General features: G+C 37.3%; 14 protein-coding genes. 12 read left to right on the top strand and 2 right to left on the bottom strand.

Going from position 1 to position 23,177, the window contains the following annotated elements:
* Positions 1–629: 629 nt before the first annotated feature.
* The 3 genes from MM213_RS11735 (at position 630) to MM213_RS11725 (ending at position 6,087) form a co-directional block, all read left to right on the top strand.
* A complete protein-coding gene (locus MM213_RS11735) occupies positions 630–3,704 on the top strand; it encodes a SusC/RagA family TonB-linked outer membrane protein (RefSeq protein ID WP_241412495.1) in 3,075 nt (1,024 codons plus the stop codon).
* Positions 3,705–3,729: 25 nt separating this feature from the next.
* A complete protein-coding gene (locus MM213_RS11730) occupies positions 3,730–5,274 on the top strand; it encodes a RagB/SusD family nutrient uptake outer membrane protein (protein ID WP_241412494.1) in 1,545 nt (514 codons plus the stop codon).
* 204 nt (positions 5,275–5,478) lie between these two features.
* Entirely contained in the window at positions 5,479–6,087 is a 609-nt protein-coding gene (locus MM213_RS11725; protein ID WP_241412492.1) for a hypothetical protein, read from the top strand.
* Here the strand turns inward: MM213_RS11725 and MM213_RS11720 are convergent.
* Positions 6,084–6,572, bottom strand: coding sequence for a DUF6702 family protein (locus tag MM213_RS11720; RefSeq protein ID WP_241412490.1), 489 nt, complete (start codon positions 6,570–6,572; stop codon positions 6,084–6,086). The genes MM213_RS11725 and MM213_RS11720 overlap by 4 nt on opposite strands.
* A 94-nt stretch (positions 6,573–6,666) precedes the next feature.
* On the opposite strand from MM213_RS11720, the gene MM213_RS11715 reads away from it, so the two are divergent.
* The 5 genes from MM213_RS11715 (at position 6,667) to MM213_RS11695 (ending at position 15,417) form a co-directional block, all read left to right on the top strand.
* Complete coding sequence (locus MM213_RS11715) at positions 6,667–7,248, top strand: HupE/UreJ family protein (RefSeq protein WP_241412488.1); 582 nt, start codon at positions 6,667–6,669, stop codon at positions 7,246–7,248.
* 59 nt (positions 7,249–7,307) lie between these two features.
* Positions 7,308–9,635: a M1 family metallopeptidase gene (locus MM213_RS11710; protein WP_241412563.1), complete on the top strand. Its 2,328-nt coding sequence runs from the start codon at positions 7,308–7,310 to the stop codon at positions 9,633–9,635.
* Between the two features lie 159 nt (positions 9,636–9,794).
* A complete protein-coding gene (locus MM213_RS11705; protein ID WP_241412487.1) occupies positions 9,795–12,428 on the top strand; it encodes a TonB-dependent receptor in 2,634 nt (877 codons plus the stop codon).
* Positions 12,425–13,483, top strand: a complete 1,059-nt coding sequence (locus MM213_RS11700) for a DUF4249 family protein (RefSeq protein ID WP_241412485.1) — start codon at positions 12,425–12,427, stop codon at positions 13,481–13,483. Before MM213_RS11705 ends, MM213_RS11700 begins: the two co-directional genes overlap by 4 nt.
* On the top strand, positions 13,483–15,417 hold the full coding sequence (locus tag MM213_RS11695) for a hypothetical protein (protein ID WP_241412483.1): 1,935 nt from the start codon (positions 13,483–13,485) through the stop codon (positions 15,415–15,417). The genes MM213_RS11700 and MM213_RS11695 overlap by 1 nt, the downstream gene beginning before the upstream one ends.
* A 178-nt stretch (positions 15,418–15,595) precedes the next feature.
* Here the strand turns inward: MM213_RS11695 and MM213_RS11690 are convergent, their stop codons facing one another.
* Positions 15,596–17,650 carry an alpha-L-fucosidase gene (locus MM213_RS11690; RefSeq protein ID WP_241412481.1) on the bottom strand — a complete coding sequence of 685 codons (2,055 nt, stop codon included), beginning with the start codon at positions 17,648–17,650 and terminating at the stop codon, positions 15,596–15,598.
* Positions 17,651–17,938: 288 nt separating this feature from the next.
* Between MM213_RS11690 and MM213_RS11685 the strand changes: the two genes are divergently transcribed.
* The 4 genes from MM213_RS11685 to MM213_RS11670 all read left to right on the top strand — a co-directional run bounded on the left by MM213_RS11685 (position 17,939) and on the right by MM213_RS11670 (position 22,605).
* A complete protein-coding gene (locus MM213_RS11685; RefSeq protein ID WP_241412479.1) occupies positions 17,939–20,182 on the top strand; it encodes a TonB-dependent receptor domain-containing protein in 2,244 nt (747 codons plus the stop codon).
* Between the two features lie 52 nt (positions 20,183–20,234).
* Complete coding sequence (locus tag MM213_RS11680; RefSeq protein WP_241412477.1) at positions 20,235–20,576, top strand: DUF4328 domain-containing protein; 342 nt, start codon at positions 20,235–20,237, stop codon at positions 20,574–20,576.
* A 74-nt stretch (positions 20,577–20,650) separates the two neighbouring features.
* Entirely contained in the window at positions 20,651–21,253 is a 603-nt protein-coding gene (locus tag MM213_RS11675) for a nitroreductase family protein (RefSeq protein ID WP_241412475.1), read from the top strand.
* A gap of 332 nt (positions 21,254–21,585) precedes the next feature.
* Entirely contained in the window at positions 21,586–22,605 is a 1,020-nt protein-coding gene (locus MM213_RS11670; protein ID WP_241412473.1) for a UDP-glucose--hexose-1-phosphate uridylyltransferase, read from the top strand.
* Positions 22,606–23,177 lie beyond the last annotated feature (572 nt).

Here is a 23,177-nt window from a genome sequence, read left to right as displayed (position 1 = left end):
AGTGGATTTACTAACCTTTGACAGTTCTTCCGCTTCCAATTTTTTTGCCTATCCTCAATAATCATACGTGCTTAATACTTCGCATTCTTGCTATGGCTAGCTGAAGTTACATTAATGAACGGATACTATATGTGTAGCAAATCGGACATATTTAAACTAGAAAAAAGCAATAAAAATGACATTCATTTCAAAGCTTTATTATAGGAAAACCTTTATTTTTCTTTAAATGGTCAATTATATCCTTAAATAAGTTTTCAAAAAAAAATAAAAAAGCTTCAAAATATTGTTTTGTAATTCATGTGTTATCATTAATCAATGATTCTTTTTCAACAACCTTACACTATTTTCACTTGTGTAGTAGAAATAGTAATGTATTTAGTGGTGGTATTTAATTTTTTCTAAACAAGAAAATGATGATAGATATTTCGAAAATAGAGCTAGATCTGGGGTATTTACTATTATTAATCAAAAAAATTAGTATTCATCAGAATAATATTCTGACAAAAGGATAATGAAAGAATAATAGGGATCTATTGATCTCAATAAAAACATGAAAATTGGATTTTAAGAAAATTAATATCATTTTTGGAATAGAATTTTATTGTTCACAAAAACTAATTATTATCCTTATGAAGAAAATTTTACTCAGCTTTGTGTTTGCTGTAATGACGGTTTTGACTGTCGCAGCACAGAGTCGGACAGTGACAGGAAGGGTTACTTCTGCTGAAGAGCCAGAAGGTGTACCAGGTGTCAATGTTCGTGTGAAGGGAACTACCGTTGGTGCAATTACTGACCTTGATGGTAGCTACTCAATCAATGCTCCTGAAGGATCAGGTACATTGGTTTTTAGTTTTGTCGGCTTTTTGACAAAAGAAATGGCAATCGGAAACAACTCCAAAATTGACGTAGTGTTGGAGCCAGATGTAAAAACACTAAGTGAAGTAGTGGTAGTAGGTTATGGTACCCAAGAAAGAAGAGATGTAACAGGTTCTGTTACGTCTATAAGCAATGAGGCTATAGAAAACTTAGTAGCACCTTCATTTGATACACAGTTGGCAGGTAGAGCACCAGGTGTGCAAGTTACTGTTCCTTCTGGGATCATTGGTGCAAGACCTATCATCAGAATTAGAGGTGTTAACTCACTTTCGGGTGGTGCCGATCCTTTGATCGTGATCGATGGTGTTCCTGTAGTAGATTCAGATCGCTCTGCTTCTGTTTCTGCCAACCCGCTTTCAAATATCAACCCTGCGGACATTGAGTCGTACGAAGTATTGAAAGATGGTTCAGCATCTGCAATCTACGGTTCTAGAGCCGCAAATGGTGTGATTTTGATCACTACTAAAAGAGGAAAAACAGGTAAAGCTCAGGTAAACTACAGCATGAGTACTGGTTTCAATGAAGATGTAAACAGATTCGATCTATTGACTGGTGACGAATGGGTTGTAATTGCTAATGAGAAGAGAGCAAACCTTGGACAATCCTTGTTGGCGAATCCTGGAGTAAACACAGATTGGCAAGATGCTATTTTTAGAAAAGGTATTACACAACAACATAACCTTTCTGTAAGTGGTGGATCTGAAAATACTAAATATTTCTTTTCTGCAGGCTTTACTGATCAAGAGTCCGCTATCAAAAGCAATGATTTGAAAAGATATGCATTTAGATCAAACCTTGACCATTCAATTTCAAACAGAATCAGAATAGGTAAAAGCTTATCTTATACATATACTGAAATCGTAGGTTTGAACAATGGAGGGAATTCACTTTCTGGAGCTATGTACAATGCTACAAGAGCGTTGCCAAACGTTCCAATCTATGACCCAGAAAATACTGCTTTTGGAGGATTCAATATCACTGCAAACGGTGCAACTACTGGTTTTGGAGCTAACTTAGCAGGACCGGATAACAACATTCCTAACATTGCTTATGTATTGCAAAACAACGTTTACAGAAACAGAAACCACAGAGTTTTGGGTAATGCGTATGCAGAAGTTGATATCGCACAAGGATTGACTGCAAGATCACAAATAGGAATTGATTTGACAATGGCAGATGATTTTACTTCTCTTGATCCAAGACATGGAGATGGTAGAAGTGCGAATGGATCTGTTACTATGAGATACAACCCTGTATTCAGATGGAACTGGCAAAACACTTTGAATTATCAAACTGTAATTGCTGATGACCACAATATCAACGTAACTGCAGGTATGGAATATCAGTACACAAATTTCTATAACTTTACTGCTTCGGGTACTGACTTTTCTGATGAATTCTTCAGATTTAGAGGTTTGATTACTGGTTCTTATAACAATCAATTTTCTTCTGGAGGATTTTCTGAGCAGGGATTTGATTCTTATTTTGGTAGAGTAAACTATAGCTACAAAGGAAAATATCTATTGTCATTGACTGTAAGAAATGATGGTATTTCTCAGTTAGCCCCTGAAAACAGGCGTGGAACCTTCCCAGGTGGGTCTATTGGATGGAGAGTTTCAGATGAATCGTTTTTCAATAGCAGTGTGATATCAGACTTCAAAGTAAGGGCTTCTTATGCAGAAGTAGGTAACGTAGAATTACCAGGTGGATCTTTCCCTTATGCAGGTGGTTTTGGTCCTGTATTGGCGGCTGCCGGTGCTGGTATTGGATATTCTAACGTAGCTAACGTAGCGCTTCAGTGGGAAACTTCTAAGAAGTTTAACATAGGTATGGATATGACTGTAGGTAATGTAACAATTGCTGCGGATTATTTCTATAACAATGTAGATGGTTTGGTATTGAATGCACCAACTGCTCCTTCTTTAGGTATTCCTGGAAACACTATCAGTCAAAACGTAGGTGCATTGTTTAACCAAGGTGTTGAATTAAGAGTGATGACAAAAGTATTGCAGAGAGGTGACTTTGTTTGGAATACTGATTTCAACTTTACTTGGTTGAATAATGAAGTTACGAGATTAGTTCAACCGCTTACAGGTACTTACAATAGAACTGTAGAAGGAGGCCCAATTGCTCAACTTTATGGATTCAGATGGGCTGGAGTTAATCCTGCTAATGGTAATGCCATGTATTTCAGCGGAGATAATATCGTTCAGTTACAAGGAGCATCTGCATGGAGAGCTTATGACCCTGCTGATCCAGGAAATGTATCAGTTGCGGGTTCTGCACCTACACAGTCTTTCTTGGGTAACACGCTTCCAAAATACCAAGGTGGTTGGTCAAACAACTTCACTTATGGCAATTGGGATGCTGAGATCTTTATTAGATATTCTGGTGGTAACTTTATCATGAATGAAACAAAAAGAGGTCTTCTTGGGCTTGGATTCTCAAATAACCTTGCTGAAATCCAAAACAGATGGACTGAAAGTGGTCAAGTAACAGATATTCCTAGACTTTATTCAGGTAGAGATTCTAACACTTGGCAGACTTCTGCTTCTAACTCAAGATTCATTGAGAGAGGTGATTTTGTAAGGGTTCAGAATATTGTTATAGGGTATAGAGTTCCTAGAACGTTTATGGAGAGTACATTTAATGGAAACATCAGAAGTGCAAGATTCTTTGCACAAGTTCAAAATCCTTTGATCTTTACAAAATATTCAGGATTGGATCCTGAGTCAAACTCCTTCTCAGGTCAATTGAGTTTTGGTATTGATCAAAACGTAGCTCCGATCATTAGAACATGGTCCGTAGGTCTTAATGTTGGATTTTAATTAAAGACTCTAAAAAATTAAGAAAATGAAAAAAAATATTTCAATAAAAATAAAATCTGTCTTAGTTGCCCTTGCAATGTTTGGAATGGCTTCTTGTGATGTGACAGATTTACAGCCAGCAAATATTATCCCTGATAATGAAGCTTTTGCTGATGCTAGTAGAATTAATGCTGCTGTTTTAGGTGTATATGAAGCTGCTCAAAGAGGGTTTTATTTAGGGTCGGTTCAAAGGGGTTATCCTTTTGGTGCTGCCTCGACTCAGCAAGGTGATATGAGAGGTGAAGATATGTATAACGATCAGTTGTTTTACGAAGTAACTTACACACATACATACAATCCAAACACTGCAAACAATAATGGACAGTGGATCTCTCTTTATAGAATGATCAATAGAGCCAATATTGTTCTTGAAAACCTTGACCCTGCATTAGAAAGTGGTGTCTTGACTCAAGCTTTGAGAGATAGATATAGAGGTGAAGCTTTGTTTTTGAGAGCTTTAGCGCATCATGAATTGGTAGTTTATTTTGCTAGACCTTATGCTGATGATCCATCTGCAATGGGTGTACCTTACAGAACATTTGCAATTAATGATGTGTCTAAAGTAGAGCCAGGAGAGCAAGTTGGAAGAGGTACTGTACAGTCTGTTTATGATCAATTATTGGCTGATCTAAATGAAGCAGAACAAATTCTACCTGAAGCTGGAAATGCTTATAGAGCAAGAAGAGCTGCTGCCATCGCGTTGAAGGCTAGGGTAAAACTTCATATGGAAGATTTTGATGGTGTAATTGCTGAATATAATAAGCTAGCACCAAACTTTGAAGTAACCGCAAATCCATTGACTCCTTTCAGAAATGGAACTAGTACTGACAATCTTTTTTCTTTTGAAAATTCTGCATTGTCTAATGCTGGTGTAAATGGTGCTCTTCCAAACATGTACGGAAATCCAGAGAATGGAGCTAGAGGTCTAGTTAAGATTAGCCCATTGATCTGGAGGTCAGATTTCTGGCATCCACAAGATACTAGAAGATCTATCGCAGGAGACAGTGATGGAATGGTAAGTCAAGGCCCACTGGGAATGTACACTTATAAGTATACTGACAATATCACATTCTCTGATCCTTCGATTGTAATAAGATTTGCTGAAGTTGTTTTAGCTGCTGCAGAAGCTCATGTTAGAAAAGCTACACCTGATTTGGCTGCTGGACTTGCTTTGCTAAACACAGTAAGGGATAGAGCATTGCCTGCAACTGTTCCATCTTTTACACTTGCAGATTTTGCTACTCCTAATGATCTTTTGACTGCTATCATCAATGAAACAAGAATAGAGTTCCTTGCAGAAGGAAGAAGATTCCCTAATATCCATAGATTAGCTGGTGGTGGGGTTATTCCTGGTGTTCCTTTGAAGGCTACATCTAGGTCTATTACCAACATTGATTTCTATACTACTAATAGAGAAATTCCTACAGATTATGAACTTCCTTATTCTAGCCACTTGTTCATTTGGCCGATTCCTTTGGAAGAAATCTTGACAAATAATACCGCTCCACTACCTCAGAACCCTGGGTATTAATAGTGAGCTTGATTTAAAATAATTAAAGCCTGATGAGATCTTACGATTTCATCAGGCTTTTTTTGCAAAATCAGGACATATTAAATGCATGTATTTCCTTTTAAGGAAAAATGTATGTATATCCGATTTCTTACCAATAGCCTAATAAATTGATATATTTTTACCAATTCTAAACCTTTACTAAAAAAGTAAGTAAAATAACTTATGATAAAAAGAATCCTACCACTCCTATTAGTTTTGGCAATAGTCAGTTCCTGCGCATCTGTTAGAGTAACAGAAAACCGAGTTGTGGAAGAACCAAGATTTTATACCTCCTTATTGGTAGTTACCGCAAGTGGTGGAATTGATTATACAGCTTTCACTGAAGAATTTTTTGAAAAATCAATAAAGCCTAACTTCAATAAGCTAGCTTCTACTAAAGTGAGAGAGCAATTTCAAAGGAGTATGAAAAGAAATTTCAATCCTACCCCATTAACATTTATGGAAGATTTTTTTGAAGTGCAGTCAGATGTAAATTTTGAGGAGTACCTAGAAAAACTGGATAACAATGATTCTAAAGGAATTTTAATTGTAGATGAAAGAGGATTTTGGCAAAACGTCAGAATCGTAAATGGAACGTCTCAAGTTTCCGATAATGCAAGTTATAATTGCTTCTTATTGGATAAAGACACTAAGGAGATAGTCTGGATGGGTAATTTCAGAGTAGATGGTACCACTTTGAGTGGTTACGATGTAATTCATAATCACCTGATGAGAAATATTGTGAGAAGACTTGAAAGACAAAGATTAGTCGCAAAATTGGCTAGACCTTAAAAACTTAAATCCCCAAAAGTTTTGTCTTTGTAAAGGATCATACTCTTGGGCTTTTTGCCAATATAGAAATTTACAATATTTTGCTGGTCATTGAATTGATCTATAAGAATTGTATTTCGAATATTAACTGTTTTGGGAATTCCAGAGCTTTCACCTTCTAAATATATCCAAACTGCCTCATCCTCGATTTCATAACCCAAGAAGGACAAGTTGATTTTTTTTTCGTTGATGATGATTTCATTATGCTGTATCACATATTTCTCCACCATCTCTTTGAGCTTGTTGGGTGACTTAGGATTCAAAAAGTCTATCTTTGTATCAAAAGTCTCACCCAGCCCTCTTTCGAGATCATCCCAAAAAATCTTTTGTGCAACTTCGATCGTGCTCGAAGATTCATTGTACCTGATATCTGTCAGACTGATATAAAATGGATGGAACAAAACCTTCCATCCTAAGATTAACGTGAAAATATAATTATATACCATTTGAGAGCGTAATTGTACTTTTTCTGCAAATTATGCATTATACTTACATTCCCGTAATGTGAAGCAAAAATAATTTTAAATTCTTAAGGCAAAAATGAGCCAATTTCAATTGTATTTTGAGTTAGGATATAAGCATATTCTAGATATTAAAGGTTTCGATCACATCCTTTTTGTGATAGCGCTTTGTGCGATCTATGTAGCCCGAGATTGGAAAAAAATCTTGATACTGGTAACAGCATTTACAATCGGTCACTCGATCACTTTGGCCTTGGCGACATTGAATATTGTAAAAGTCAATTCAAATTTGATTGAATTCCTGATACCAGTGACTATAGCCATCACAGCATTTGCCAATATTCTCAAACCTAAGCCGAGCAATAGTCGTGGAATACAGTTGAATTACATTTTCGCATTATTCTTCGGACTCATTCATGGTCTTGGTTTCTCCAATTACCTAAGATCTCTCCTAGGTAGAGAAGCGTCGATATTCCAGCCGTTATTGGCATTCAACATTGGTCTAGAAGTAGGGCAATTGGCGATCGTTGCGATATTCCTGATTGCTTCTTCACTGATAGTTGGTCTTATTGGTGTCAATAGAAAAGAATGGACAATTACGATTTCTTCCATTGTACTTGGGATGGCTATCATGATGATGATAGACACGAAGTTTTGGTAGAAAATAACTATATTAACAAAGATTTTGACTTTAGGGTCATTGACTATAATAGCTACTATATGTATAGAATATTTACCTTCCTTGCATTTGCACTTATGTGTTCATTTGCAACATTTGCCCAAAAGGCTGAAAGAAACCATGCAGAGAAATTTGAACAGTTGGGGACGATGCTTCGCTCTCCAAATGTTTACAGAACAGCATCAGGAGCGCCTGGTCACCTTTATTGGCAACAAAAAGCAGATCATGAAATCGAAGTAGAATTGAATGATGACAACCAATCAATTAAAGGTTGGCAAAAAGTCACTTATTTCAATAACTCTCCAGATCAATTGACATATCTGTGGATTCAGCTTGATCAGAATGAAAGAGCGGCAGATTCCAATACTCCAAAAATGGCAACGAGCAGCATCAATCCAAGAATGTCTATGAGGCAGCTTGAAGGAATCGTATGGCACGATCAAGACCTTGGGTACAAAATCAATGCTGTCAAGACAATGTCAGGTGATGATATTCCGGTTACGATCAATAACACGATGATGCGAGTTGATTTACCGCAACCATTGAAAGCGGGAGAGAAATTTGAATTTACTGTAGATTGGACTTTCAATATCCATGATAGAATGAGCTTCATTGGTGGTCGCCCGGGATACGAGTTTTTTGAAAAAGATGGCAATTACCTTTATACAATGGCGGAATGGTTTCCTAGAATGGCTGTTTATTCCGACTTTGAAGGATGGCAGAATAAGGAGTTTGTAGGTAGAGGAGAATTTGCCTTGACTTTTGGAGATTATAAAGTGAAAATCACCGTCCCTGCTGACCACATGGTTGGTTCCACTGGTGTTTTGCAAAATCCAGAGGAAGTACTTTCTTCAACAGAACTTGATCGCTGGGAGCAGGCGAAAAAATCGTATGACAAGCCAGTAGTAATTAGAACTCAAGCAGAGGCTGAGAGATTGGAAAAAGGGAAGTCTAAAGATAAGAAAACATGGATTTTCCATGCAGAGAATGTGAGGGATTTTGCTTGGACTTCATCCCGTAAATTTATTTGGGACGCTATGGCAGTCAAGCAAGGTGGAAACGATGTCATGGCCATGTCGTATTATGGAAAAGAAGGCAACCCACTTTGGGAGCAGTATTCGACTAGAGTAGTAGCCCATACTTTAAAGTCTTATTCTGCCAAAACCTTTGATTATCCATATCCTGTTGCGATTTCAGTAGAGGGTAGCAATGGAATGGAATATCCTATGATTTGCTTCAATTATGGACGTCCAGATGAAGATGGCACCTATACAGATGCCGTAAAATACGGGATGATTTCAGTAATTATCCACGAAGTAGGACACAATTATTTCCCAATGATTGTCAATTCTGACGAAAGACAGTGGTCTTGGATGGATGAAGGATTGAATACCTTTATGCAATTTATGGCAGAACAAGAGTGGGATAGAGATTACCCTTCTAGAAGAGGACCTGCCCATAAAATCGCTCCTTATATGGCGAGCGACCAAAGGCTATTGGAACCTATCATGACTAACTCTGAAAACATCATCCAATTCGGCCCAAATGCTTATGCTAAGCCTGCCACAGCCTTGAATATCCTCAGAGAGACGGTAATGGGAAGAGAGCTTTTTGATTATGCATTCAAGGAATATTCTCAAAGGTGGATGTTCAAACATCCTACGCCAGAAGATCTGTTTAGAACATTGGAAGATGCTTCAGGAGTAGACTTGGATTGGTTCTGGAGAGGTTGGTTTTTTGGAACAGATCCTGTTGATATTTCATTAGAGTCTGTGAGTTGGTATAAATTAGATAATAGAACTCCGGCGGAGAAAAAAGCAGATGCCAAGAAAGCTTTTGATAAAGAAGAGTCCTATATCTCGAAAACTTACAATGCAAAAGATATAGAAGAGACGGTATTGGAGGCAGATCCTGCGACTAGAGATTTCTATAATAGTTATAACCCTTTCACCGTGACACCTGAAGATGAAAAGGCTTACAAGGACTTTATGGCTAGATTGAGTCAGCAAGAGAAAGATCTGCTGAACAGTGGCTTGAACTTTTATGAATTGAAATTTAAGAATGTCGGAGGCCTTGTAATGCCACTGATAATCCAATTTAATTATACAGATGGAACTTCTGAAGTCGATAGAATTCCAGCACAGATTTGGAGATTGAATGAAACTGAAGTTTCTAAAGTTTTTGCGAAGAAAAAAGAAGTGAAAAGCATCTTGCTGGATCCATATAGAGAAACAGCTGATATTGACGAATCTAACAATTATTGGCCACGGACATTTGCACCAAGCAGATTTGAACTCTTTAAGGGAGCTGCAGGCGTAAGAGGTGCTTCATCTGGCGATAATCCGATGAAAAAAGCGCAGAGAAAATAAAAATTACTATTTTTATGAATAAAAAGGGAGAGAAATCTCCCTTTTTTCATATTATTTGACCGTTAAAAACTTTTTTTATCCATTTGTATTATTGTCTTCTCAATTTTTTATTTCTTTACGTCTTAATGATGTAACTTAATATTTAATAGAAGAACTCATATGAGAAAAGCCATACCCTTCTTTTTTATTTTTTTTATGATTACTTCCATGGCAATTTCTCAGTCGGAACAGTCTCAACAGTTGTTTTTCAAAGGGCTCATCGATAAGTATGAAGCGAAAACAGGCATAAGAATACTGATTCACCACAATGACCTGAGTAGTTTAAATAAGGTCTCAGAGCAAGTAAATGCTGAGAGTATTTTAGATGAACTGGTAAAGGAAACACAGTTTGCTTACTTTTTCGTAGGGGAAAGATATGCGGTGGTTTATCCAAAAAGGTTGAGGGAAAATTACATCAAGCAACAAACCCGACCATCAGCTTCAAAAAATAAGCAGACGTATAAAGTAAAAGGAATAATAAGGGATAATGAAGCAAAGACAATAATCCCAGGAGCTCTTTTTTCTATTCCTGAATTGGAAATAGGTCAGCAGACTGACTCCAATGGTGAGTTTTCGTTGGATCTTCAAGAAGGGACATATATAGCTTATTTTAGTTCTTTGGGTAAAGAAACTGATCGTAAGATCATCAGAGTTTATCAAAACGTAGAATTGGACGTCACACTTTTTGAATCAACGAGTGAATTGGAGATGGTGACAGTATCAGACAGAGCCATTGATTACAATGTGAAAAGTACAGCTTTGGGAGTTGCAAAAATGCCAATTGAAGAATTGAGACTTTTACCACCGTTGTTGGGAGAGGTAGATGTCATCAAAGGTATGCTGATGTTGCCTGGCGTCACTACAGTAGGTGAAGGCGCCTCTGGCTTCAATGTAAGAGGTGGAGGAGTTGACCAAAACCTCATCTTAATGGATGGTGTTCCTGTTTTTAATCCTTCTCACATGTTTGGTTTTTTCTCTATTTTCAACCAAGACGCTATTAAGGAAGCAGAACTGTATAAAGGAGATATTCCAGCTAAATATGGAGGAAGGTTAAGTTCCGTATTAGATGTGTCTACCAAGCAAGGCAATGCTAAGAAATGGATAGGCGAAGGTGGAATTGGCTTTTTGTCAAGCAGATTGGGTATAAATGGACCGATTAGTGAGACGACACAAATCATGGCGACAGGTAGGTTTGCTTATCCTAATTGGATTATCCATAGAATTCCCAATGCCAAATTGCAGGAAAGTAGCACTTATTTCTATGATGTAAACCTAAGGATTGACCAGCAACTGAATGACAATAACTCACTTTCATTGAGCTTATATAAAAGTCAAGATTACTTCAGATTTGGGAGAGATACAGCCTTTACCTGGCAGTCTGATTTAGCGAGTTTGAAATGGAAATCTATTTGGGGAGAAAAGGTAGGTTCTGATTTGACATTGGCATATTCTGGCTACAAATATTCAGTTTTGGGAGAAATACAGCCTCTTGACTTTGACCTCACTTCACAGATTGATTATTTTGGGATTCACCAAGATTTTGAATGGATCGGTGAGAAGCTTGAAGGACTCGAATTTGGATATCAAGTAAACCATTACAGTATGGGAATGGGTGAGTTGGTACCTTCATCTGAAACATCTTTGGCTATTCCGCAAAAAATCCCCAGCGAACGTGCGGTAGAAACAGGGCTTTTTGTCCAATATCCTCTAAAAATAGGTGAGAAATTTGAAGCTCAATTGGGTATGAGGTACTCTGGCTTTTTTGCGATGGGTGAAAGAGATGTATTCTTATATGATGAAAACTTCGCACGGGATGTAAGTAGGGTTACAGACACTGTGAGCTATGGCGCAGGTGAAGTGTATCAGCGCTACAGTGGATGGGAGCCTCGTATTGCATTCAGATATAGTATTGGTGACAACAGCTCTGTAAAAGCCTCCGTAAACAGAAGCATCCAATATCTGCATTTGCTTTCCAATAATTTTGCTTCTGCTCCTGTGGATCTATGGAAACTATCAGATCAATATGTTCAACCACAAGAAAGTTGGCAGTATTCAGTTGGCGCATATAGAAATTTCAACTTTGATAAAATTGAGACTTCTTTGGAATTTTACTATAAGGATTTTAATAGTCTTTTGGAATACAGAGATGGTGCCCAGCTTATATTGAATCCAGCACTAGAAACGTCCCTTGTAATGGGAAGAGGCTATGCTTACGGTGGTGAATTTTTAATCAAAAAGAAATCTGGAAAGCTCAATGGTTGGTTCTCGTATGCTTACAGCAGAACACTTAGAATAGTTGAAAGCCAGTTCGAAGATGAAACTATCAACCAAGGCGAGTATTTTCCTGCCAATTGGGATCAGCCGCATGATATGAGCTTGCTCTTGAACTATAAACCATTAAGGAAAGTGTCTTTTTCTGCCACATTCAATTATAGAACAGGTAGGCCTATCACACTTCCAAGCAGTATTTATGACATCAATGGGAGTTTGGTGGTGGATTACCAAGAGAGAAACCAAGCTAGAATCCCAGATTATCATAGGTTGGATCTAGGGGTTACATTTGATGGAAACCAAAAGAAAGACAGTCATTATAAAAGCAGCATTACGATAGCTTTTTATAATGTCTATGCTCGAAAAAATCCATTTTCTTGGTTCTTCCAGCCTGACTTGGCAGGAGCTGTTCCGCGTTCATACAGACTAGCTGTCATAGGCACCGTCATTCCTTCAGTGACTTATAACTTTACTTTCAGATGATCAAAAAGCTAACGATATTTTTACTGTTGATTGCAGGAATCTTTACGAACTCCTGTATCGATGAAGTTGTGATCGAAGTCCCAGGTTTCGAACCACAATTGGTCGTCGATGGTTGGTACGGAAACTCAATCGAAGATACTTATATTAGAATTTACTATTCGGCAGAGTACCAATCTGGAGTAGTGACACCGCAGTATAGACAAGCAAATGTAAACTTGTTGTACATTCAAGATCAAAACGGTAGGAGGATAAATTTTATTCCAGTTCCTAATTCTATATCATTTTTGCCTGAGAATTACTTCGATCCAGAGCCTGGCTTGTCTTATCAGCTAGTATTCCAACTTACAAATGGAAATTCTTATCGAAGTGACTTTGAAATGATGCCACCAAAAGTAGAAATAGAGGAAATCACTGAATCTGCTTTTGAGGCACTTGAGGTTATCAATACACCCGGAGTAAGTTTGTCTCAAATTAGAACTTTTGCAAGTATAAATGCGCAGATATCAGATCCCGGAGTTGGTGAATTTGGGTATATGTTCAGTACATCTGGGATTTCAGAAGACTTTACCTTCTCGGAAAGCGATAATTGCTCTTGTACTTGTTACTCATTTATATCGAACATATTCGATAAGCTTAATTTGTTGAGCAATAGAGAATTTCAAAGTAGATCTTTTCAACACAGCTTGGGAGATATTCCCTTGACATCACTTGGAAGATTTTATGTAAATACCAGAGTGAGAACCGTCTCAAAAAACAATCTAGAATACTTGCTGAAAATTGATGAACAGCAAAAAAATACAGGTAGTATTTTTGATGTATCCCCTTTTCGAATCAAAGGGAATGTTAGAAATGTTGCTGAAAATCAAAATAGTGTAGTGTTGGGGAATTTCTTTGTTTTCCAGCAAAGTGGCTTAGAAAAGCTAGTTTTTAGGACAGAAATAAGAGCAGCCTCTTTGGATCTAAATCACGTTTTTGATTTACCCCCTTTAGTGAATTCATCTTGTATAGAGATTTATCCTGATGCTACTCCAATTCCTCCAATTCCCTTTAGATAATGAAGATTTTCTTTAAAATATCGTTTGCTTTCTATCTCTTTTTGAGTTTCCATAATGCTTTTGCATTTCAGCAAGAGAAGGCTCTTGAAAGGTCTCTGGAAAATTTTGTGATTACTACCAATCAAGACTTCTACCTTGCTGGTGATAGGTTGTGGTTTGCAATGAAGCTGATGCGCAATCATGAGGATTATCTATACAGTAAGCTTGCTTACGTAGAAATATACGATTCTGAGCAAAATAAAATTTATAATGAAAAAATACTTTTAGATCCAGATCGCTTGGCGTATGGAGATATGATTTTGCCAGAAAATGCAAATAGTGGCCTCTACACTTTGTTCATTTATACAAAATGGATGAATAACTTCGAGGATTTTCCTGTCTCCAAAAAGCAGTTTTTAGTCAAAAACCCATCAATTGAAGGCTCAGAAACCAAACCTGTCGTATACTTTCAATCTCCTCCATTCAAATCAGCGAAGCTCTCACTTTTCCATACTTCGCTTTCATCGGAAAATATAGAAGTCTTAGACAAAAATGGCAAGTCAATTGAAATATTAGAAGAGGTAGCTGGAATGGAACCATATTACTCTTTAGTTCCTTTAGATCAGCCTTTACAAGTTATTTTCCAAAACCAAAAATTCGAGGTGTTACCAAGCCCATTCTGGTGGGATCCTTCTGAATATACTTTAGAAAAAAATGGAAGAAGTAATGGCGCATTTCAAGTCGTCACTCACAATGATTGGGAAATTATCGAGCAACTTGATTTTTCCAACAATTCCTCTGTGAGTCTAAGTAAAGAGCGTCATCTTGAAAATCCAACATTTAAAATTAGTGTGCTAGACGAAAATGGAGCTTTGGTCTGGATGTATGAGCATCAACAAGCAAAACCCCAAACTGGAAATGTAAGCTTTCCAAACTCAGTTGAAGTTGGAAAAGGGTTTCAGATTAATTTTCAAGGATTCGGACAAGATGTTGAGCAAGCTGTTTTGTGGGCAAAAATCCCTGATCCTCAACCGGTGGTAAACATGATGCGAATCATCAATGATCCAAACTGGAAGAGGGTGGATGTGGAAGAAACCCAAACGAGTCTTGCTTCAGCACTTATGAATCAAACCAATAATTATGAAATGGAGTATGTGCCTATGTTGGTCTACAAGCCTTGGGAAATCAATTTTAAAAATAATTTTAAAAACCTCTTTAGAACTGACAAAATAGATATTGAGATAACAGAGTATATGATGGAAAATGAGATTAACAGAAAAGTTTTCCACGAGCACTTTGGGCAGGCAGAAAAGGTATCAGGCTTGAGCTCACCGTTTATTCCAGATATCTCTTACGTCATAGATGAATATTTGGCATTTGAGAATTTGGAAACATTCTTAAGGGAAATTGTAGTTCAAACTAGATTTAGGAAAAATCGAAAGGAAAATACAACTGAAATTCGCATACTTGATACTACAGATGATAAAGTCAACTTTAAAAGGAAACCCATCCTGCTTGTTGACTTTTATGAAGTCAAATCAGTCGAGGAACTCTCGAAAATCGAACTTCATCAACTTGATAGAATCGAAGTTTATTATGATCGTAATACGATCGATCAGACAAACCTTGGTGAGCCTGTGGGGAGCGGTATGTTGGCATTTTTCACGAAAAACAATGATTATGCTCTGAAAAACAACCTTAGATCTGAGCAGTATTTGTTGAAAGATGTAAAAGTATCAAGAAAACCACCAGTGACAAAAGCCCCTGAAAGATTCCAACAGCATGCAGTAAACCTTTTCAAACCTCAGTTCTTTAATCCAAAGGTTAAATTTTACAGAGGAAAGGCAAAGAATAGTGTTCCATATTTAGATTATCCAGCAGACCTTCTACTAGAATCTTGGATCTTTTCTAATGATAGGTTTGAGGTTCACAAAAAAACAATCAAAGTACTATAGTGTCATAAAAATAGATATATGATTATACGCTTCTTTGCTAATAGCTTTAATTCTAAGGTTGATTGCTCGCTTATATTCAATATCTACGAGTCTCTAATATCAGATATTATCGCAACTAAGCAAAATCAGGCTTTTTTTTAGTTTGTGTCAAAGTTCCGTATATCCATGAATAGATAAATCAATCTTCAACTGTAAGCACTCCAATCTCTGCATACTGGCTTGGTTTTCCATCCCAAGTCTCCAGGCTTGTTAGTTTGATATATCGGATTTGTGTTTTCTTAAAATGGATTTGTTGCGTGATCGGATTATTTTTGATATTTGAAAATTCACCAATGGACAGATCTTTCCAACTTTTCCCATCCATACTGCCGCTGAATTGATACTTGAAAATCAAACCGCTAAAATATCGAGCTTGGGGAGGCAAATATTCAAAGCCAATGATGTGGATAAGTTCGCCAAGATCAATGATAACCTCATTTTTTGGATTAGTCCAAATGGTATTAGGATCACCATCTACGATGTTTATTGAGTTTGGATCGTCATTAATAACCCTCCAATTCGATTTTGCAATGTCAAAGTTCTGAACCATGGCTTCACTCGAATCGTCACTATTTTGGTCGATTGAAATGGCTGTGATTCTGCCCGCTTCTTTCATGGTGAATGGAGCGACGTATTGTTCTCCATTTGATTTGCTTGGAATAGTACCGTCAAGGGTGTAATAGATATCCACTCCTGATTCCGGAATTTCCATATGTACCTTCCCTTCTCTATCCCTGTGGATAATTGGCTGAACCAATAGTTTTGGGGCATCGAATACACCAATTTTGGATATGGCAGGAGAAGCTTTTGCATCCAATATATTCAGCCGAATCTTTTCGGTGAAATGGTCATCCAATCTAAGAATTCTTTTTGCCCCGATAGTTGTGCCTTGATAGATTTCTTGCCAACCTTCATCAGTTCTGATTTCTAGACTGAAGCTTTTGACTCTTTGTCCCAACGCAATGAATTCTTGAATCAAAAATCTGTTGAAGCGGAATTTTTGTGGATAAGTTATTTCAATACTGCTTTGGACTACTTCATCTTCGGTCGCCCAATAGGATTCCCATTCATTTTCCAGAACATTCTCTACCTCATAGCCTTTTCCCCTCTCATTACTCGCAACTAGTTTGGCGTTATGAATTAGGTCGTTTTCAAAGTCTTCTGTGATTTTTGTGGATAACTTCATGATTTGTTCTATGTCCTTTTCATGGATAAGTCCCCTTCTGTCCACAGGAAAGTTGATAAGTAGCGCGCTGTTTTGTCCGATACTTTTATAATATATATCCAACAATTGTGGCAGAGATTTCACTTTGTGGTCTTCATATGCATGAAAATACCAGCCTGGTCTGATCGACACATCAGCTTCAGCTGGAACCCAATGACTCCCATTTTCTTGTCCATTAGAATACATTTCTGCGTACTCAGGCATTCCAGCATAGACAGAATCCCTCAATAGGTTAGACCATGTAGTTTCGTATGCATAGCCGTGTTCATTACCCACCCAGCGTACATCTGGGCCAGCGTCTCCAAAGATCACTGCATTTGGTTGTAATTCTCTAACCAGCTTATAGACATTTTCCCATTCATAGTAAGAGCGTTTGTCCACTTTTCTATCTTCATTTGCCCCGCCATAGTATCCAGTTCCTCCATTTGCACCGTCAAACCATACTTCAAACACTTCACCGTAGTTACTCAATAACTCGGTGAGCTGATTCTTCATATAAGAAATGTAAGTTTCCGTTCCATAGCCCGCATGGTTTCTATCCCAAGGTGAGTAGTATATTCCAAAACCTATTCCTTCAGCTTTGCAGGATTCTGCCAATTCTTTGATGAGATCGCCCTGGCCATTTTTCCATGGGGAGTTTTTTACGGAATGTTCTGTATATTCTGATGGCCAAAGACAGAAACCATCATGATGTTTGGCTGTAATGATGAGTCCTTTCATTCCAGCTTCTCTTGCAACTTTTGCCCATTGCCTGGTATCCAAATCTGTGGGGTTAAAACTTGAGGGGTCTTCATCACCCATACCCCATTCCATATCTGAAAAAGTATTCATATTGAAATGGACAAAACCATAATATTCCATTTTGTGCCAAGCCAGCTGTCTTTCAGATGGAATAGGAAATATTGGATCAGGAGCTTTTGGAGAGCAACTTGCAATAACAAAAAGGAGAACAAAGAATTTTCTAATCATTTTATAGTCATCAAATAGATTGATTCATTATAATTTTAAATTTAAAGTAAATTGTCATTTTTCAATGGCAAAATCATACATATTTTACTGCCATTTGATCACATTTTCATTTTAATTATACTTTTAATTAAATTTTTACTGTATGTCTATATAAGTTTTGGTAGTTTTAGGTGCTAAACCCTACTCGTTGAAATTATGCTTAATAAATACTTTCTAACGGAGCAATGCTCCCGTGTCAAGTGAACATGCAAGATTCCGAGTGTCTTATAAAGTGCTATTTATTTTCTTATGAAAAAACTAATCATCCCTATATTACTTTTGGCCTTTTCATCCACTTTTGCTCAGACTACCATCAAGGTAATCGATAAGCAAAATGAGTTACCCATATCAGGTGTTTTGATCAAGATAGAAGGAGAAAAAAATCAAATTACAAATCAGGATGGAATTGTACAAATTAATTTGACACAATCAAAAAGCGTAAACTTTTCCCATCTAGGCTACAATTCTAAAGTTCAAAACATCTTACCAAACAAAGAGAATCTTGTGACAATGGAAATTGCTCTTAATGACTTATCCACAGTTACAGTTACAGCATTTGAAACAGACAGACCTCTATTAATGCAAGCGAGTGCTGTAAGTAGGGTGTTGGAAAATGAATTGTATCGGTTTAATGAAACTTCTATCGTAAACGCCTTCAATACAAAAGCAGGAATAAGAGTCGAGGAAAGAGCTCCGGCAAGTTATAGAATTTCAATAAGAGGCAGCTCTTTGAGGTCTCCATTTGGAGTAAGGAATATCAAGGTTTATTGGAATGGTATTCCATTCACTTCACCTGATGGAACGACTCCCTTAAATCTTTTAGACTTGAGCAATATCCAAAATACTGAAATCATCAAAGGGCCAGCAAGTAGTATATATGGTGCAGGAAATGGAGGGGTAATCAATTTGGAAAGTCGTAAAGAAATAGAGGAAAATAGGATTTCTTCGGATTTGAATGTGGGAGATTTTGGGCTTATGCGGTATAGGTTTGGAATAGAACAGAAAATTGGAAATGGTGGAATAAGTGCTTCCTATGTGCATCAAAAATCTGATGGTTATCGAGAGCACAGTGCCGTGGATAGGAAAGTTTTTCAACTGGCAGCGCATCTGAAGCCTTCCGAAAAACAAGAGTTATCCACACAGATTTTATACACAGATTTGTTTTATGAAATTCCTGGTGCGCTAAATTCCGATCAAGCTAATGAAAATCCAAGACAGGCAAGACCAGGTTCTGTAAACCAAAACAGTTCGATAACCCAAAAGTCACTTTATGGCTTGTTATCCCATAAATATCAGTTTAATGAGTATTTGGATAACCAAACTTCGGTATTTGTAAACACGACCGATTTTGAGAATCCGTTTATTCTGGATTACAAAAAGGAAACAGCTTTTAGCTATGGAGGAAGGACCAAATTTACCAGAAACGATAAACTAGGTAGATTTCCGATTAGGACTATTGCCGGGGGTGAATATCAGCTGGGTAAAACATTGGCTCAAAATTTTGGTAATAGAAATGGCCAAGCAGATACAGTGAGGTTTAGTGATGATTTGATCACAACCCAAGCATTCCTTTTCCAACAATTTGAAATTGAATTGTCCCCAGCTCTTTTATTGACTTTGGCGGCAAGTGAGAATTTTTCCAAGTATGATATCAACAGGACTATTGATGCAAGTGCAAATGAACCCGCTGACAATGTTAGGAGATTTGACCCGATCATCGTACCTAGGTTAGCACTGGCTTATAAAATCAACAATACCTCAGCTGTTCATGGAAGTATAAGTTCAGGTTTTTCTCCTCCAAGTATTGATGAGGTTCGGACTAATGAAGGCAGTTTGAACTTGGATTTGGAAGCTGAGAGGGGAGTGAACTATGAACTGGGTTACAGATCGAGTTTTGGGATCTTCAATATTGATGTCACAGGTTTCTATTTCAAGCTGGATCAGACGATCACTACCTTTGCCAATGAGCAAGGTGTGGTCTTGTTCCGAAATGCCGGAAGTACCAATCAACGTGGCATTGAAGCACAAGTGGATTATGTGGTATGGAGAAATCCACAGACATTTATACAAGAATTGAAAATCAATCATGCGTTTACAGGGCATTATTTTGAGTTTGCGGATTTCAATAGTGGTGGGAATGATTTTTCAGGAAACCAACTCACAGGAGTCGCCCCAAATACACTTGTCAACCAATTTGATGTTAGATCCAAATTTGGATTATACTTGAACTTCACCCATCAATATGTGGATAAGTTGCCCTTGAATGATGCTAATACAGTTTATCAAGAGGCCTATAACCTAGTGGGAAGTAGAGTTGGTTGGAGAAGCAATTTTACTGGTAATTGGGATTTAGAGGCGTATTTGGGTGTGGATAACTTACTCGATGAGTCCTATAGTTTGGGAAATGACCTGAATGCTTTTGCAAATAGATTCTTCCAACCTGCACCAGGAAGGAATTATTACGGTGGTGTGAAAGTTGGGTATAAGTTTTAAATAAAACATTGAGGAACTAAAAACATACTTTGATATTTCAGAAATTGAGTATATGTTTATTGGCTTTTTTTGCAGCCGATCAATCTATTTCAATTTTCTCAAAAGGTCCTTTGGAGAGGAAGTCAATTTATCTACTTCTTGGGTCGCATCATGGTGGACATTGTGGTTTTTATCTGGGCTTTTGGGAAGAATTTTAATGCAATTTTTAAAAAAGGAGAATAACCTTGAAAATCTAATATCAGCTACAGAAGTCGATATTGCTATCAATCTATTTGGGATACCACTCACTTTGGTTACAATTCATGTTGTAAAAAAATATATTGATGTTGAGAGAATCATGTACGATTGGATTATCGATGAAACACAAAAACCAAAGTCACCTGAAGTAGAATAATTATGAGGATTTGGGAAACCATTTTTACATAAGCAGCATTAAGAGTAAGATATAAAAGTTAAATTATCCACATTATGCAAAAACCTGATTTCAATATCGAAGAAGTAAATAAAATCATTCGTGGACGAAGATCCATGTTTATCGCTCAATTCAAGAAAAATGATCCTGTAGACGATGTGATTATCAATGAGATGCTTGAAAATGCCAATTGGGCACCGACACATAAATTGACAGAGCCATGGAGTTTCACTGTTTTTTCAGGTGAAGGTTTGGTGAAGTTTGCTGATTTTCAGGCAAATCTTTACAAAGAAAGAGCTACCAAAAATGGAAATTTCATAGAAGCGACTTTTCAAAAATTCAAAGAAAACCCCTTGAAAGCTTCGCATATAATTGCTATCAAAATGAAACGTGATCTAAGGGCAAATCTTCCTGTAATGGAAGAAATTGCGGCTGTTTCTATGGCTGTACAAAATATGTATCTAACCGCATCAGCACATGGCCTGGCAGCGTATTGGGGTACTGGTGGGCCTACATTTTGGCCTGAAGCCAAAGAGTGGTTTGGCTTAGGTGAAGAGGATATGTTGATGGGATTTTTCTATGTAGCAAAGCCTGCCACCGACCGTTGGCCAGAAGGACGTAGAAAGCCGATCGAAGAAAAAGTAGAATGGGTAAGGTGATAATTATTTGTTTAAATAGTTATTTGAGCTAATATTATCTATTTAAGTCATTTTTGCACTCCAAGTCACATCTTTTGACGGATTTGGAGTGCAGTTTTTTTTTTGGATTTGTAGATATTACACACTCATTCTCATTCATATCCATCTAGAAATTTGAAATGCGGTTTGTACTTGTTTATATGTTGTGTGAGTTGATGGTAAATAATCAGGCTTATCATTACCCTTTCAACTTTATAACTTTACAACCTTTTTCAGCCAATTAGATAGCACATAAATCATCCAATCTCAATATAATCTATCAAACTCTCAACTTTAAAACCTCAATCCACAGCATGAAATTCTCCTTTGAAGAACACAGCCACAGAAGATTCAATCCATTTACAGGTTCCTATGTGCAGGTATCTCCTCATCGATCCAAAAGACCTTGGCAAGGACAGCAGGAAAAAATCGTTAAATCAGAACCAGTAACTTATGATCCAGAATGTTTCCTTTGTCCCGGCAACACAAGGGTTGGTGGAGAAGTCAATCCTGACTACACATCTACTTTTGTTTTTACAAATGACTTTGGGGCATTGACGCAGGATATTCCAAGTGGAAGCTATGAAGATGGTGATTTTTTCAAAGCCAAAAGTGAACGTGGAATCTGCAAAGTGATCTGCTTTTCCCCCGACCACTCCAAGACAATCCCTCAACTAAGCCAAAATGAGGTTTTCGAAGTGGTCAAAACCTGGAGAAAGGAATACATGGAACTTTCAGAGCTGGATTTTATCAATTATGTACAGATTTTTGAAAACAAAGGGGAAGTCATGGGCTGTTCCAATCCACACCCTCATGGACAGATCTGGGCACAGGAAAGCATCCCTGACGAGCCACTGAAAAAGCAGCAAAGATTCCTTGATTACTATCAAAGTAAAGGGAAAAACATGGTTACGGAATACGTTCAGGCAGAGCTTGTGAAAAAGGAACGGATCATTTATGAAAATGACAGCTTTGTTGTTTTGGTACCTTTTTGGGCTGTATGGCCATTTGAAACCATGATTGCTCCAAAGAATCATATACAATGTCTCGCAAAAATGTCAGATACCCAAATGGCTGATTTGGCAGATGCGTACAGGACTTTGACGATCAAATATGACAGACTATTTGATGTATCATTTCCCTATTCTGCAGGAATCCACCAAGCTCCTACCGATGGCAAGGATCATCCTGAGTGGGATTTACACATGGTTTTCTATCCACCGCTTTTGAGGTCTGCCAGCGTAAAGAAATTTATGGTAGGCTACGAAATGCTCGCCAATCCCCAAAGAGACCTGACAGCCGAGAAAGCAGCTGGGGTTTTAAGGGATTTGTAAGTTCAAAATTATGATTATCCTCATTGACACTATTAAGTGAATTTCCCAATAAAATCATGCGTATAATCGTTATTGGTTGATTAGTTATTAGTGCATCAATTGACTTAAAATACATCAATTTATTTGGCTACTAGCAAAAAAATGGATGGATATAATTAATACTTTCCAAAGCACTTGTCCCTATTGATCGTGACAGGTGTTTTGGAAAATTATACGAGCGAAATGTGAATTGAGAGCCTACTTTTTAGATTTAAATATTAAATTTATGTATATCCGCAATCAAGTCACTAATCAATTAAGCGACTGTTTATTGGCAAACTGATACTAATAGATGTTGGATATTTATTGATATTGGTGCCAAATCACAGGTTAATTCAATTATTTAGATTCTATTGGTATGAAAACGGATAATCATATTAAATTTTATTATCAACCTACATTTTGCTGGCATAAAAAAATCATTGCAAATCTGCTAAATCACCATCATCTGTGTGTCATGGAACGCGGATGACCACAAAAAAAATGTTTTTCATTCTTTTATCAGAAATAAACCAAATTGATTTGAGTTCAGA

This window comes from Belliella alkalica, from assembly GCF_022549785.1.
In the GTDB taxonomy this organism is placed as follows: Bacteria; Bacteroidota; Bacteroidia; order Cytophagales; family Cyclobacteriaceae; genus Belliella; species Belliella alkalica.
This window is presented reverse-complemented; position numbering and strand designations above follow the sequence as displayed.